22 protein-coding genes are annotated in these 12,801 nt (G+C 66.3%); 11 read left to right on the top strand and 11 right to left on the bottom strand.

What is annotated here, in order from left to right:
* Positions 1–27: 27 nt before the first annotated feature.
* From AC1M14_RS17515 to AC1M14_RS17470, 10 genes are all read right to left on the bottom strand, one after another.
* Entirely contained in the window at positions 28–828 is an 801-nt protein-coding gene (locus AC1M14_RS17515; protein WP_479731817.1) for a RecB family exonuclease, read from the bottom strand.
* 16 nt (positions 829–844) lie between these two features.
* A complete protein-coding gene (locus AC1M14_RS17510; RefSeq protein WP_479730163.1) occupies positions 845–1,000 on the bottom strand; it encodes a hypothetical protein in 156 nt (51 codons plus the stop codon).
* Complete coding sequence (locus tag AC1M14_RS17505; protein ID WP_479730162.1) at positions 997–1,311, bottom strand: hypothetical protein; 315 nt, start codon at positions 1,309–1,311, stop codon at positions 997–999. Before AC1M14_RS17505 ends, AC1M14_RS17510 begins: the two co-directional genes overlap by 4 nt.
* Positions 1,308–1,592 (bottom strand): DUF3846 domain-containing protein, encoded by a 285-nt coding sequence (locus AC1M14_RS17500; RefSeq protein ID WP_479730161.1) that lies wholly within the window; start codon positions 1,590–1,592, stop codon positions 1,308–1,310. Before AC1M14_RS17500 ends, AC1M14_RS17505 begins: the two co-directional genes overlap by 4 nt.
* Positions 1,589–1,966 carry a hypothetical protein gene (locus AC1M14_RS17495; protein WP_479730160.1) on the bottom strand — a complete coding sequence of 126 codons (378 nt, stop codon included), beginning with the start codon at positions 1,964–1,966 and terminating at the stop codon, positions 1,589–1,591. Before AC1M14_RS17495 ends, AC1M14_RS17500 begins: the two co-directional genes overlap by 4 nt.
* Positions 1,963–2,175, bottom strand: a complete 213-nt coding sequence (locus AC1M14_RS17490) for a hypothetical protein (protein WP_479730159.1) — start codon at positions 2,173–2,175, stop codon at positions 1,963–1,965. The genes AC1M14_RS17495 and AC1M14_RS17490 overlap by 4 nt, the downstream gene beginning before the upstream one ends.
* Entirely contained in the window at positions 2,172–2,558 is a 387-nt protein-coding gene (locus tag AC1M14_RS17485; RefSeq protein WP_479730158.1) for a hypothetical protein, read from the bottom strand. Before AC1M14_RS17485 ends, AC1M14_RS17490 begins: the two co-directional genes overlap by 4 nt.
* 186 nt (positions 2,559–2,744) lie before the next feature.
* Positions 2,745–3,107, bottom strand: coding sequence for a hypothetical protein (locus AC1M14_RS17480; RefSeq protein WP_479730157.1), 363 nt, complete (start codon positions 3,105–3,107; stop codon positions 2,745–2,747).
* A gap of 440 nt (positions 3,108–3,547) precedes the next feature.
* On the bottom strand, positions 3,548–3,967 hold the full coding sequence (locus AC1M14_RS17475) for a hypothetical protein (protein ID WP_479730156.1): 420 nt from the start codon (positions 3,965–3,967) through the stop codon (positions 3,548–3,550).
* Between the two features lie 64 nt (positions 3,968–4,031).
* Positions 4,032–4,469, bottom strand: a complete 438-nt coding sequence (locus AC1M14_RS17470) for a helix-turn-helix domain-containing protein (protein ID WP_479730155.1) — start codon at positions 4,467–4,469, stop codon at positions 4,032–4,034.
* Positions 4,470–4,543: 74 nt separating this feature from the next.
* On the opposite strand from AC1M14_RS17470, the gene AC1M14_RS17465 reads away from it, so the two are divergent.
* The 4 genes from AC1M14_RS17465 to AC1M14_RS17450 all read left to right on the top strand — a co-directional run bounded on the left by AC1M14_RS17465 (position 4,544) and on the right by AC1M14_RS17450 (position 7,281).
* Positions 4,544–4,813, top strand: a complete 270-nt coding sequence (locus tag AC1M14_RS17465) for a hypothetical protein (protein ID WP_479730154.1) — start codon at positions 4,544–4,546, stop codon at positions 4,811–4,813.
* Positions 4,806–5,033, top strand: coding sequence for a hypothetical protein (locus AC1M14_RS17460; protein WP_479730153.1), 228 nt, complete (start codon positions 4,806–4,808; stop codon positions 5,031–5,033). Before AC1M14_RS17465 ends, AC1M14_RS17460 begins: the two co-directional genes overlap by 8 nt.
* Before the next feature lie 72 nt (positions 5,034–5,105).
* Positions 5,106–5,336: a hypothetical protein gene (locus tag AC1M14_RS17455; RefSeq protein ID WP_427996792.1), complete on the top strand. Its 231-nt coding sequence runs from the start codon at positions 5,106–5,108 to the stop codon at positions 5,334–5,336.
* A gap of 4 nt (positions 5,337–5,340) precedes the next feature.
* A complete protein-coding gene (locus AC1M14_RS17450) occupies positions 5,341–7,281 on the top strand; it encodes a DNA cytosine methyltransferase (protein WP_479730152.1) in 1,941 nt (646 codons plus the stop codon).
* 65 nt (positions 7,282–7,346) lie between these two features.
* On the opposite strand, the gene AC1M14_RS17445 is transcribed toward AC1M14_RS17450, so the two are convergent.
* Positions 7,347–7,985, bottom strand: coding sequence for a hypothetical protein (locus AC1M14_RS17445; RefSeq protein WP_479730151.1), 639 nt, complete (start codon positions 7,983–7,985; stop codon positions 7,347–7,349).
* A 50-nt stretch (positions 7,986–8,035) separates the two neighbouring features.
* Between AC1M14_RS17445 and AC1M14_RS17440 the strand changes: the two genes are divergently transcribed.
* The 7 genes from AC1M14_RS17440 to AC1M14_RS17410 are packed head-to-tail and all read left to right on the top strand — an operon-like array spanning position 8,036 to position 12,757.
* Complete coding sequence (locus AC1M14_RS17440) at positions 8,036–8,644, top strand: hypothetical protein (protein ID WP_479730150.1); 609 nt, start codon at positions 8,036–8,038, stop codon at positions 8,642–8,644.
* Entirely contained in the window at positions 8,641–9,603 is a 963-nt protein-coding gene (locus AC1M14_RS17435; RefSeq protein ID WP_479730149.1) for a phosphoadenosine phosphosulfate reductase domain-containing protein, read from the top strand. Before AC1M14_RS17440 ends, AC1M14_RS17435 begins: the two co-directional genes overlap by 4 nt.
* Before the next feature lie 3 nt (positions 9,604–9,606).
* Complete coding sequence (locus AC1M14_RS17430) at positions 9,607–10,776, top strand: DUF1376 domain-containing protein (RefSeq protein WP_479730148.1); 1,170 nt, start codon at positions 9,607–9,609, stop codon at positions 10,774–10,776.
* Positions 10,773–11,003 (top strand): hypothetical protein, encoded by a 231-nt coding sequence (locus AC1M14_RS17425; protein WP_479730147.1) that lies wholly within the window; start codon positions 10,773–10,775, stop codon positions 11,001–11,003. Before AC1M14_RS17430 ends, AC1M14_RS17425 begins: the two co-directional genes overlap by 4 nt.
* Entirely contained in the window at positions 10,997–11,455 is a 459-nt protein-coding gene (locus tag AC1M14_RS17420) for a RusA family crossover junction endodeoxyribonuclease (protein WP_479730146.1), read from the top strand. Before AC1M14_RS17425 ends, AC1M14_RS17420 begins: the two co-directional genes overlap by 7 nt.
* Positions 11,452–12,078: a hypothetical protein gene (locus tag AC1M14_RS17415; RefSeq protein WP_479730145.1), complete on the top strand. Its 627-nt coding sequence runs from the start codon at positions 11,452–11,454 to the stop codon at positions 12,076–12,078. The genes AC1M14_RS17420 and AC1M14_RS17415 overlap by 4 nt, the downstream gene beginning before the upstream one ends.
* Positions 12,079–12,133: 55 nt before the next feature.
* Positions 12,134–12,757 carry a hypothetical protein gene (locus AC1M14_RS17410; protein ID WP_479730144.1) on the top strand — a complete coding sequence of 208 codons (624 nt, stop codon included), beginning with the start codon at positions 12,134–12,136 and terminating at the stop codon, positions 12,755–12,757.
* The last annotated feature ends 44 nt before the right edge of the window (positions 12,758–12,801 follow it).

Genomic DNA, 12,801 nt, shown 5'->3' with positions numbered 1-12,801 from the left:
TTGTACGGTAGTGGATTGGGACATGGTTCAGCCTTTGAATTTGCAGGTGGAGTGGCGCGGGCAGTACTTGCCCGAACAGAGGACGGATTTGGGGTTGGCGTAGAAGCTGCCGCTGTGCAGGAGCCGGGAAGCGTGCTGGAGCAGGCCGGGGCTGTCGTCGGTGCCGACGAGCGCGTCGCGCGCGCCAGTGATTTCGCCGGTGCCCACGCGCTGGGCACCGGCGGTTTTCCCTGTCTGCAGGCCGACGATCTGCGCCGGCGCGGTTATCGGCTGGCCGATGGCGTGCTGGGCGAGGATCTCGTAGACGCCCATCTGAGGGCCGTGGCCGGCAGTGGCGACTGTGCCGTCCGCACCGACGGCGCGGGCGCCGCTCTTGAGGTCCGCAATGCCCAGCTCGCCGCTGGCGACGCGGCGGACGCGGTCCGTCGTGCCCGTCAGCGCGATGCCCAGGTCCGAAATCTCCATGCGCTCGCACGTGAGTTCGACGGCTACATAGTCCTGGTGGGGCGCAATCTCGGCGCAGTAGCGGGTATGCAGCGCCAGGGCGATGCGTTCGACGTCCTGCGGCCGCGCCTCGTCCCAATCCACCTCCTCGGTCGTGTCGTGCAGGGTCTTGACCAGCTCGCCGGCGGCGTCATCGGGGGTGATCGGGCTCCCGTCCAGCTTGGCCTGGTCGAAAGCGGCCGTGCCGGCGTGGATTGCCGTACCCAGGCGCGCGGCGCCCGAGGACGGCATACGCATGCCCAACAGGTTCTTGGCTTCCCAGCGGGCCGGGCAATCGAACAGCTCGGCAAGGCTGGACGCGCGGATCGGAATAATGCGTTGCATCATGTTGGCTCCGGGGTCAGTTGTTGTGGGGCGCAGTGGCTTCGGCGTGCGCCGTGAGGGCGGCGGCTTCGTCGGCCTGCTGGACGTAGCCGTAGGCGAAAACTGCGGCGACGAGGGCGAGCGCCGCGAGGGCGTAGTCGCAGTCGAGTGCGGCAAGAAGGCGGCGGATCACGGCTGCTCCTCCGCTGCTTGGGCGAGGGTTGCGTCAATCCTGGTGGCGTGCGCCAGCAGGGCCAGACGCGAGTACTCGCAGGCCGAGCGATAGGCGATCGTCCGCAAGCTGTCGTCGTCGTGGTTTACTTCGTCCAGCAGCGTGCCGTGTGCGAGCTGTTTGAGTTCTTTCAACAGCTCCGACATACCAGCAGCGCGGAGTGCTGCCGCCGCGATGGCGTGGCTTGACCCATTGCCATGGGCGTATCGCTGGCAGGCGGCCTGGAAGGCCTGGTCGAGGACGGCCCGCTCGATCATGCGGTCGGCGCTCATGCGTGCCTCGCATAGTCGGAGTCCGGCACGATGACGACGTCGCCGCGGATCTGGTGGGGAATGCCGCGGGCGGCCTGGTACAGGCGCGTGGCCGCCGGGTTGACGGGCAGGTTCTTCAGGATGCCTTGGTCATCGACCAGCATCACGTGCACGCGGTCGGAGAGGCGGACGGTGTCCAGCGCATCGGCGCCGATCATCTGGCAGATGTCCTGGATGGCATGCGGGCCATGCAGCTCGGCTTCGGCGCCGTCGGCGCGGATCAGCTTGCGGATGGGTTTCATGCGCGGGCCTCCTGCTCGACGTTGAGTGCGGCCTGGGCGATCTGCGCCAGCTCGGCGTCGCGATCGACGATGCCGGTGGAGCCGCCGGCGATCTGCGCCAGGGCCACGCGCATGCGGGCGTTGGCCAGCCGCAACTCCAGGTTTTTCGACAGCAGCGCGGCATTCTTCGATTTCATGGCGGCTTCGCCGACCATCTTGGGCTGATCGTGCTCGGCGGCGATATAAGGCCGGCCCTGCAGCGCGGCTTCGGCGCGGCTCGCGATCCAGCGCAGGCGGCGCGTTTGCGTCGAGCTGGCGCGCGCCGTGCGCATGATGTGGTCCAGGGCGTCCTGCAAGATTTCCGCAGTGGACGGCAGCGGGATGGGGGCGTTCATAACGGGCGGTTCTCCATGGTGGGCGCCGCGCCGGCGCGAATCTGCCGGCTGGGCATGCAGTCGAAGGTGACGCGGGTGGTGGGCGGGAATACGGCCAGTACGTCGAGGCATTCGGCCTGCGTGGCGAAGCGCTCGATCACCATGACGGGCGGGCCGTCGCGGTCGGCCGGCAGGAACGCCAGCAGCACCCAGAGCGTGGCGGCGGTCATGCGGCACCCTGCGAGAAGTTGGCCACCGCTTCGGCCAGGCGCTGCCGTGCGTCCAGCGGACCGCTTGCGGCGGGCGAGCTCTGCGCGACGCCGTCGAGCGCAGCCAGCGCGGTGGTGGCCGCATCCAGCAGCTGCGCGACCTTCGCGGATTCGACGCGGGCCGCGGCTTCGTGCACATCCAGCAGGGTGCGCTCGGAATAGACGGGCTCGACGGCCAGGCCTTCGCGGATGGTCAAAGCCGCGTGGTTCCAGCCGATTTGGGCGGCGTCCACCAGGTCGGTGACCTGGGCGCCAATGACGGCTGCGCGGATCTTGTCGGTGGGAAACGTCGGCGCGGTCAGGCTGACCGGCACTGCGGGAAAGGGCAGGGCGGGGCTATTCACAGCTTGCTCCAGGGGTCGGTGCGGCGCAGAAATGCCGCGAACTCGTCGATGGCGCGCGCCACGACGAAGGCGAGAAAGATGAAGAGGAGGGCGGCGACGATCATTTGCGCGACCTCCGGCGCGCCGCGATCAGGTCGCGGACTTCGAACCAGACGGTGAGCAGGCCGGCGATGAGAAAGCCAAGCATCAGATGGCCCCCTCGAATACGCCCGGGGAGCGCGCGATCAGCTGGCGGGCGCGCAAGACGAGTTCGCTTTCCAGCTCATTGACGCCCGCGGCGCCGGCGCGCTGGTCGAACTCCCACTTGCTGATGGCCGTGACAACGACGCCGGCAGCGGCCTTGGGGCTGATGTCGCACAGGAAGGTTTCGGCCCACCAGTCCAGGTCCTCGCCGAAGGCCTTTTCAGCGCGCCCGGCGAACAGATCGCAGAGCACGCTCAGGATGTCGGCGTCGGTCAGCTCGCGCGTGGCGAGGCGGACGATGGGGGCGCCGTCGGTGGCTGATGTGGCCACCGGCATGCCTGCGTGCGGCTGGCAGGTCGAGAGCATGGAATCCTCGCGTCATTGATGACCCGTAAATGGGTCGATGGCGAGAATTCTCATCCCAAAAATGGGTTGTGTCAACCCGTAAATGGGTTGAGCCGAACAAAAAAAATGCCCCGTCGGGGCATTGTGCGGCTATTCGCCTAGGCGCTTCCTGTGCTCACGTTCGCATTCATCGAGAAGCACGCGCACGCCTAGTTCGGTTTTCGCAGTCAGGGCCGCGTCTTTCCGGCAGGAGGAACGCACGTCCTCGCTCTGCTCGCGCCGCTTCTTCGCCGCCGGGTCCTCAAGATCTTGGACGCGGAAAGTAAGATCCGGCCTAGGCTGAGCGGTTTCCCCTGGTGCCGGCGGCGCGTCGGAGAACACGACGTCAGCAGCTGTCGATGTTCCCGCGGCAACCAAAAGGGCGCCGGCAGCCAAGATGCAGCGGATCGACGGTAGCATTCCTATTGGGTTGCGCATTGCGTGAATCCTTGCCAGGTAATGCAGTTCGTATTGACAGGACGCGAGGCGGCCGCTTGAGCCGCCATTTCAGCGCGCCAGGCCGTCTGGCTTTCCCGCAGGCGACTGTCCGCCTCGGAGCGATCTATCTTTCCGGCTTGCAACGCTTCCAGCGTTGTGATGTCGGTGCTGGCCCAGCGCATGCCCGCGACGTCTGCCATCGAGACGGGTTCCTTCGCCAGCTGGGCATACATCTCCTTGAGCTTGTCAATCCGGGACAGCGTTCCAGCCGCCTCGCGCGCTGCCGCGTCTTTGCGCCATTCGGCGAATTCGGCGGCTTTGCGATCCGCAGGGGAAGGGGCGGCACAACCGGCAACGAGACCAGCCGCAATGATCGAACACAGCACGACTTTAAATATGCTCATGTTTTGACCTTTTTTGTTTCAACAGGGCCAAATTTTTTTGCCATCAGACCACACCAGACGGATGCTAGGATGCACGAGCCCTCTTGGCGTCGGCATCGCTTTTGGCGGTTGGCTGCTGGACTTGGAGGTACTTTTTCGCGTCTGCAAGGAGCAGGGTGCGGTACGTATCGTCCAGTTGGTGAAACATCGTCAGCAGCTCGGCATCTGCTGCGGTGGGGGCGGTGACGGGCTGTTCTGCCGGCGCGCTCGCCACCAGCCTGGGCTTGTTGGTGGTGGAGACGTCTTGAATGAGGAACTGCCAGGCTTCCAGGCCGAACGCCCGCGCGATTTCCTCGATGTTGGCAATGCCGGCGCTGATTTCGGCATTTCGGATGCGGCCGATCGTGGACTTAGTGACGCGCCGAGATAGCCGGCCCTCCAACGCAACGTTGGAAAGGCCTGCTTCTCCCATTAACCGGTCGAGGTTCGCGCCAACGATCTCTGTGGCCGACTTTTTACCCATAAATGGAACTATGCCCCGGCTCGCGGACCATTTGCGGGTTGACGCAACCCAAATATGGGTTGAAAATGCGGCGCATGAACCAGCCGACATTTCTTTCCTCCGTACTTGCGCGCCTGAGCGCCGTTCGATTTCCTGATATCCAACGGGTCGCGGAAGGGGCCGGCGTGCCCGAAAGCACCGTGCGAAAGCTGAAGTACGGGGAAGTGAAAAACCCCCGGGTTCAGACCGTCCAAGCGCTTCACGACTACTTCGAGCGGAGCGACATTGCTGCGGCTGAGCTGGACCAACCACAAGCGCTCGCCTCGTCGGAGCAAATTGCTTCCGAAGGTCAGGGGCATGCGTGAGCCCGTCTCTCCCACCTCAGCAGCCCGGCGCCGCCTGATCGCTGCGCTGGGGCTAGCGCCATTGGTCGCGCAAGTTGCGTCCGAGCAGGGCGTCGCGCAGCTCACCGCAGAGAAATTGAGCATGGCCGGCCGCATTGAATACACCGCCGCCGGCATCCGTGTGTACGACGCCGCCGGCCTCCCGCGCGTGGCTGTCGGCTGCTTCGATCCTTCCCCTTGAGCTATTTCCATGCCGGCATTGTGCCCACCGCGCCGCGCCGGGCCCAGCCGAGCAACATCCGATAGGTATCCAATGAGCAATCCCGTCCTGCACACCCTCGAATCCCGCCCCTCCGAAACCTCCGCCGCCGGCAAGTGCACCGAGCGCCTGGACATCCCCTGCACCAGCGACCTGTACGACGCGATTGCGGCCCTTGCCACGATGAGCGGCAAGACGAAGGCCGAGTACGCGCGCGCCGTGCTCGAGCAGCATGCCTTCGGCGCCCTGGGCTACGTGCGCGCACGCGCCAACCCGGTGGGTTGATGCCATGTTCGTGTCCGACATCAACCACTTTCACCTGTTCGCTGGCGCCGGCGTCGGCGCCGCTGGCATGCAGGAAGCCCGGCCGGAAATCCCGGGCCTGCGCGGGCGCATGGTTTGCCTGGGCGGGATCGACGTCGACGCGGCCGGCGCCGCGGACTTCCACCGGTTCACCGGCGTGCGCTGCACGGTGCGCGACCTGTTCAGCCGCCAGCAGTACACCGCATTCCACGGGCACGAGCCGCCCGCCGGCTGGGCCGAGGCCACCCCCGAGGATGTCCGCTCAGCGGCGGGTGGCCGCCGGCCGAACATCATTTTCCTGTCGGCGCCGTGCAAAGGTTTCTCCGGGCTCCTGTCGCATTCGCGCAGCCTGACGGCCAAGTACCAGGCGCTGAACGAGCTGACGCTGCGCGGCGTCTGGCTGGCGCTGGAGGCCTGGAAGGATGACCCGGTCGAGGTGATCCTGTTCGAGAATGTGCCGCGCATCGCGTCGCGCGGCCGCCACTTCCTGGACCAGATCGTCCAGCTGCTGCGCCATTACGGCTACGTCGTGCGCGAAACTGCCCACGATTGCGGCGAGCTGGGCGGCCTGGCGCAGAGTCGCAAGCGCTTCCTGCTGATCGCCCGCCACGCCGAGAAGGTGCCGGCGTTCATCTACGAACCGCCGAAGCGCCCGCTGCGCGCCGTAGGCGAGATCCTGGGCCGCATGCGCCTGCCGGGCGACCTGGCCGCCGGCCCCATGCACCGCATTCCGAACCTCAGCTGGAAAACGTGGGTGCGGCTCGCCTTCGTGGAGGCCGGTAGCGATTGGCGCAGCCTGAACCGCCTGGCGGTGCAGGACGGCCACCTGCGCGACTATTTGCTGGTCCCGGAGATGTACCGCGGAGGGCTAGGCGTGCGCCGGTGGGAGGACACCACAGGCGCGGTCGCGGGCGAATCGTTGCCGCTGAACGGCGCATTCTCGGTGGCGGACCCGCGCTTCGATCCGTCCGCCGCATGGAAGGATGGCCAGGCCTACGGCGTGCGCCGCTGGGATGCCTCGATCGGCACCGTGGCCGGCCAACAAGGCCCGGGGCAGGGCGCGTACAGCGTCGCCGATCCGCGCCACCACGGCCCAGCCAAGCACAGCAACGAATTCCGCATCGTGCGCTACGACGCCGCGGCGCGCGCCGTGACGGGCGCGCACGGCACGGGCCAATGCGTGGCAGACCCGCGCGGCTTTGGGGGAGACACGCACAAGAACGTATTCCGCGTGGTGCCCTGGACGAGCAGCGCCGGCACGGTGAGCGGCGGTCACGGCCCGTCGAGCGGCGGCCAAGCTGTCGCCGACCCGCGCGGCGGCCCGGATGCCAGCAAGCTGCACGGCAAGTACCACACCGCGCGCTGGGGCGAGCACGCTCACGCCGTCATCGCCGGCAACGCCAACGGGGCATTTTCCGTTGCTGATCCTCGCCCGGGCCTGGCCCGCGAGCGTGGCGACCACTACCTGACGGCCGGCCACTATGGCGTGGCGGCTTGGGACCAGCACGTCGGCGCCGTCTCGGCGTCCGCCTGCCACGACAACGGCGCCTGGTCGGTGGCCGATCCGCGCGCGCTGCCCGCGGCCAACGACAAGCTGGTCTGCCGCATCATCGCCGAGGACGGCACCTGGCACCGGCCCTTCACCACGCTCGAGCTGGCCGCCGTGCAGAGCCTGTACGACCCCGACGACTACGCCGAGGCCGAGGCGCGCGGCGAGCCGTTCCAGATGGAGGGAAACAGCGACAGCGCGCACCGCGAGCGCATCGGCAACGCCGTGCCCAAGAAGGCCTCCCGCGCCATGGGCGAAGAAGTCGGCCGCGCCATCCTGCTGTCGCGCGCCGGAGAATCGTTCCAGCTGTCGAGCACGCCCATCTGGGTGCGGCCGATTGCTACGGCGCTGGCCGTGCGCGGCGGGGAGGGGGCATGAACGTGCTTGACGGTAGACCGCACCGCGCGCGGCTCGACGATAGGGTGTATCTGGTACGGAACCGATTATTCCGAAAAGAAGGACTTGTACGCTGCGTTGAGCTGGCCAATTTGTCGATGGAGTTCGGCGTTAAATCGAGCAGTTCTTTCCCGATTTTCAGTCGTAACGAGGCCCGGGTCATGCGAAGCGTAATGGCTATTGGCGCATGTTTGAATGCTTCGCGTACCGTTCTCAATTACGCGCAGCTGCCTTATCTGCTTTGGGGTAAATCCGTTGGTCGCAACGCTTTTCAATTTTTCCAACGCCCCCTGGAGCTCGCCAGAATAATTCCTGTCCCACATATCGGCGACGTGCACCCCCCCAAAATCAGCGAGAAACCTCGCGATCCGGACAGCGGCTTCGTATGCATGCCGCACTTCATACTGACGGCCAGCCAGCTCCCGCATTCGTTCCTCCTCCGCGCGCCGGGCGGCCTCGCTGAATTGCTCAAGCTGGCTAGCGCCAAGCCGATAAGAAAAAACGATAGCAAGAATTGCACCAATGGCCTGAACCCAGCTAGCGAGATCGGAGCTCGACTGCAAGGCAAATGTGCCCAGCGGTCGATGAAAAATGACTGCCGCAACGCCAATCGTGCCGAAACAGCCGACAGCAAACAGAGCGGCCGCGAATCCAATGAGGGCCAGAATTTTTCGTGCTTGGTCCAAGTTTTTCTCCTGATAGTGCGCCGCCATATTAGCGCCGCAAAGGAGGTCGCATGAGGTGGTCCGAGACTTCCATTACCCGCGCGCTGGTGCGGCAGACGTTCAACCGGAAGTATCTGGTGGTCGTGCCAAACTGCAACTGGACGGGCCACGAATGCGATCTGCTCGTGGTGACGGAGAACCTGCGCATCATCGACGTCGAAATCAAGATCAGCCGGGCTGACCTGAAAGCCGACGCCAAGAAGGAAAAGTGGTGGCGCCGCGAGCACATCGGCTTCTGGCCGTCCGTGACGGAGCTGCGGCACAGCCCGTGGTCGAACGATCTGCGCGTCGAGAGCATTGCGCGGCGCGCCCGCTACAAGAGCACGCCGAAGGACTGGCCCACCAAGGTCTGGAAGCACTACTTCGCGCTGCCCAAGGAGATCTGGCACCCGGATCTGCTGACGGCCCTGCCGAGCGCCCAGAGCGGCGTCCTGCTGCTGGACCGCGACGGCTACCCGAGCCCGGCTGTCGACGTCATGCGAGTGCAGTGCGTCCGTCGCGCCACGCCCAACCGGGACGCTAGGCCCATTAGCCCGGCCGCGGCGGTCGATATCGCCCGCCTGGCCAGCCTGCGAATGTGGGATGCCTATGCGCGTCTGGAGCAAGGGGAGGCGGCGTGACGCTGAAAGTTGTTTCACTTTCTGGCGGAAAAGACAGCACCGCGACCGCGATCGTGGCGCTTGAACTGCATGGCCGAGACGCCTGCCGGTTCGTATTCGCCGATACGGGCAACGAGCACCAGGCCACCTACGACTACGCCCTGGACTATCTGCCGCGCGTCCTCGGTATCACCGTGGACGTCGTGCGCGCGGACTTCGCCGACGAGTTCGCCACAAAGCGCGCCAACCTGGCCAGGATCGCCGCTGGTGAGCCCGAAAGCGCAGTCTACGGTCGGCGCAAGTTCATGTACGCATGGACGCCGGCCGCTGCTGCGCGCGCGCTTGAGCTGCTGCATCCGACAGGCAATCCTTACCTCGATCTCTGCTTGGTGCGCGGCGGTTTCCCTTCGCGGAAGCGCCAGTTCTGCACGCAGTACTTAAAACGTGACCCGTTGGTTCAGTACCAACTGGAGCTGGTCGACCAAGGTCATTTCGTCGAATCCTGGCAAGGGGTCCGGGCAGATGAGTCCGAGGCCCGCCGCTGGCTTCCTTCCTATGAATGGCTGGGTGGCGGCATCGCGGTCCACCGACCGATCCTGCGCTGGAAGATTGCGGACGTTTTCGAGGCGCATTCCGCCGCCGGCATAGCGCCCAATCCTCTTTACCGTCAAGGCATGACGCGCGTTGGGTGCATGCCGTGCATTAACGCCAGCAAGGGGGAGCTGCGCGAAATCGGCAGGCGTTTTCCCGAAGAGATCGAGCGGGTTGCTGAATGGGAGCGCCTGGTGGCGAGTGTGTGCAGGCCGGAATCCCCTGTCAGCTTCTTCCACCAAGGCACCCAAGGCCATGCCGGGAAAGACCCCCGAATCTACACCGTTGTCGAATGGGCTCGCACCGACCGGGGGGGACGTCAATTCTCTCTATTAACCGACCTGGACGATCCACAAGCGTGCAGCTCGGCCTATGCACTTTGCGAGTGACACATGACAGATTTTCAACAGTTGCCCGCGCCTCTAACCCCGCCCGACTGCGACCTGCGCGACTTCGCGTTCATGCCGCTGGACGTGCTGCGCCTGCGCGACAGTGACCTGGCGGTCAAGGCCGACGGCGAATCGTTCCGCTGCGCGGTCCTGCTGTGGTGCGCATCCTGGCACCAGGTGCCGGCCGCCAGCCTGCCGGACGACGACGACGTCCTGGCGCAGCTGGCCGGGTTCGGCCGCGTCACGAGGGAATGGCTGCGCCATCGCGACGGAGCCCTGCGTGGCTGGGCGAAGTGCGCCGACGGCCGGCTGTATCACCCTGTAGTGGCGGAGAAGGCCACCGAGGCCTGGCGCGCCAAGATGATCCAGCGCTGGAAAACCGAGTGCGCGCGCATCAAGAAGCACAACCAGCGGCACGGTACGGACGTCCATGTCTCTGACCTCGATGAGTGGCTGTCCCTTGGTTGTCCCCAGGGACAACCTATCGCTGTCCCTGGGACAAAAAAGCATGTCCCGAAGGACACCGGCAGCGGTCCCGAAGGACACCCCCCCAATGTCCCTCGGGAAACTCACTCCAAGAGACAGGGAGAGGGACAGGGACAGTATTTAAAAGAAAAAGAAGCAGCGGCGGCGTCTTTCGCGCATGCGCCCGCGTGCGAGGGCGAAGCCCCGCCGCCGTCGCTTGAACCCGACAAGACCCCCGAGGAAAAAGCGCTGGCCGTTGCCGTCTGGCTGCGCCGCCGGGAAAAGGCCCGCGGCAAGCAGCCCAGGGGCACGCAAAGCAACGACCCGCGCATCGTCGCGTGGATCGCTGCTGGCGTGACCGGCGCCCAGCTGGCCGAGGCCTACGAGCTGGCCGTTGCTGACCGCGAGGCCACCGGCGACGCCGGCCCGATCACGGCGGGATTCCTGGACATCTTCGTCGGGAAGGTGCTGCGCCCGCCCCACGCGGAAAGCGCCGTGAACGGCAAGCGGCCGGCGGCCGCCAAGGCCGCGGACCCACTAGCCTGGGCTTTGACCTGGCCGGGCATCGTCCAGAAGGGCGCGGACCTGGGCTTGGAGCAAAAGCCGGACGAGCTGGCTCCGTACTTCAAGGCTCGGGTCCATGCCGCGGCGGGCACATCCGAAGCCGACCGCGCCAGGCTGTTCGCCGACTACGGGGTGCGCGTATGACGGCTACCGTCCAGTGCGTCTCGTGCGAGCGCTTCACCTTCCGCGAATCCGCGAAGCACGCCGCTGCCGGCCTGGGCCGCTGCGCCCTCATGACCGACCGCCCGGCCACCTTCGTGACCCCCACCTATCCCCGGCAGTGCCCGGACCACCAACCTGCGCTGGCGGAAAAGACCGCGGCGCGTATCGAATGGCTGCGCCAGCTGCGCGGCGAGGGAGCCAAATGCTGAACTTCGATATCCCCGGCGTGCCCGTAGGCAAAGGCCGTCCCCGCGCGGCGGCGCGCGGCAAGCATATCCAGCTGTACACGCCGGAAAAGACCGCCTCCTACGAGGGCGTCGTTGCCTTGGCCGCCAGGCAGGCTATGGCCGGCGCATTGCTGCTGGAGGGGCCGGTGGCGACCACTCTGGAAATCCGTCTGCCGATCCCGCGGTCCTGGTCCAAGCGCAAACAGGCCGACGCGCTGGCCGGGATCGAGTACCCCACGAAGAAGCCTGACGCTGACAACGTCGTGAAGGCCATTTTCGACGCGCTGAACGGTGTGGTGTGGCACGACGACACCCAAGTGGTCGACATCGTGGTGCGCAAGCGTTACGCCGCGGTGCCGGGCGTGGGCGTAGCGATTTCTCGCGTCACCAACATCGACGGCCAGGAGCTGTTGGCCTTGGAGACGCGCAAATGAGCAACCTCGACCGCGACCTGGAAATCACGCGCCGACGCGAGGCCGGCGAATCGCCTGCCGACCTGGCGCGCGAGTTCGGCGTATCCGCGGAACGCGTCTGGCAGATCGTCACCGCCACGCAGCGCCGCCTGCGCGGGGAACCGCCGAAGCGGCGTAGCCGGGCCATGCCCAAACCGAAGCCTGCACCGATTCGCCCGCGACTACGCCCCATCGACGGCAGGATGGACGGGCGCTGGAGCTGCGGGTGCGACGTGCTGACGCAACAAGGGGCCACGCCGAAAGAGGCGTATGACCTGTGGCTGAACGCGGCGATCCTGCAGGCCATGCCGCCGACGGTTACCGACGAGCCCGCGAGCGCAGCGCCCGTGGCGGTCAAGCCCGATAGCGTGCCGCCGGCCAAGCTGCGTGCCTCGGTCAGCCAGTCGGCGGTGTCCGAGCCGGCGCTTACCCCGGTGCACGCCAGCCAGGTGCAGGTCCTGCCGGGCGTGAACGGGCGGCGACCGCTGAGCTTTGCATCGTCCCTGGGCCTGAACGCCGATCGCATCGCCGCGGCGCAGCCCCGGCTGCAATCGTTGCATGGCGCCGGCCGCGGGCCGAACGGAGGCTTTCATGGCCAGGAATGAGCAGCTGGCCGGCCAGGCCGGCGCCAAGAATTATCTCGATTGCCCGGAGCAAACCGTGTCTGAACCCCTTTTCGACAGCGCGCACGCCGCGCTGACCTTCGCTTTCAACTACACCGCGCAGGTCTACGACCGCCCGCTTATGGCCCGCCTGGCGACCTCACCGCGACCGCACGGCGGCAAGGGTTTGGCCGGCACCGATGGCGCGGCGCAGGCCGGTATGGTGTTGGCGAAGCTGGACGAGCTGTCCGAACTGCATCAGCTGCTCATCCTGGCCCGCTTCATGTCCAAGACCGTCGCCTGCCCGTGCTGCCACAGCGACGTCTGGGACGCCGACTGGATGGTCGTGGTGCGCAAGATCTCGGATGCCGCAATGGCCCACGGCGTCCTGTCCGGGCACCTGGTGCACCGCAGCGTGCGCGACGGCCTGGTGGCGCGCTACTTCGCCGGCAAGGAAGGGCGCCAGCGGATTCTGCTGGAAAAGCTGGCCAGCCGGGCGAGCATCAGCGAGCGCACCGTCGTCGACCAGAACAGCAAGATCACGCTCTGGCTGCGCGGCTCCAAGCTGACCCGCAAGGGCAAGGGCGCCGCACCGGAAGCCGGCGTGATCGGCGAGGAACAACTCGCCATGAACCGCATCGAGGCGGCACTGCTGCGGGCCGAAACTATCGGCGGTGGTTGACACGCTGTAATTTCACACGCAAAATCCGGCCTATTCTGTCAAGG

The organism is Achromobacter sp. SX5 (assembly GCF_056711425.1).
The sequence above is the reverse complement of the archived record's forward strand: the minus strand, read 5'-3'. Positions and strand labels throughout refer to the sequence as shown.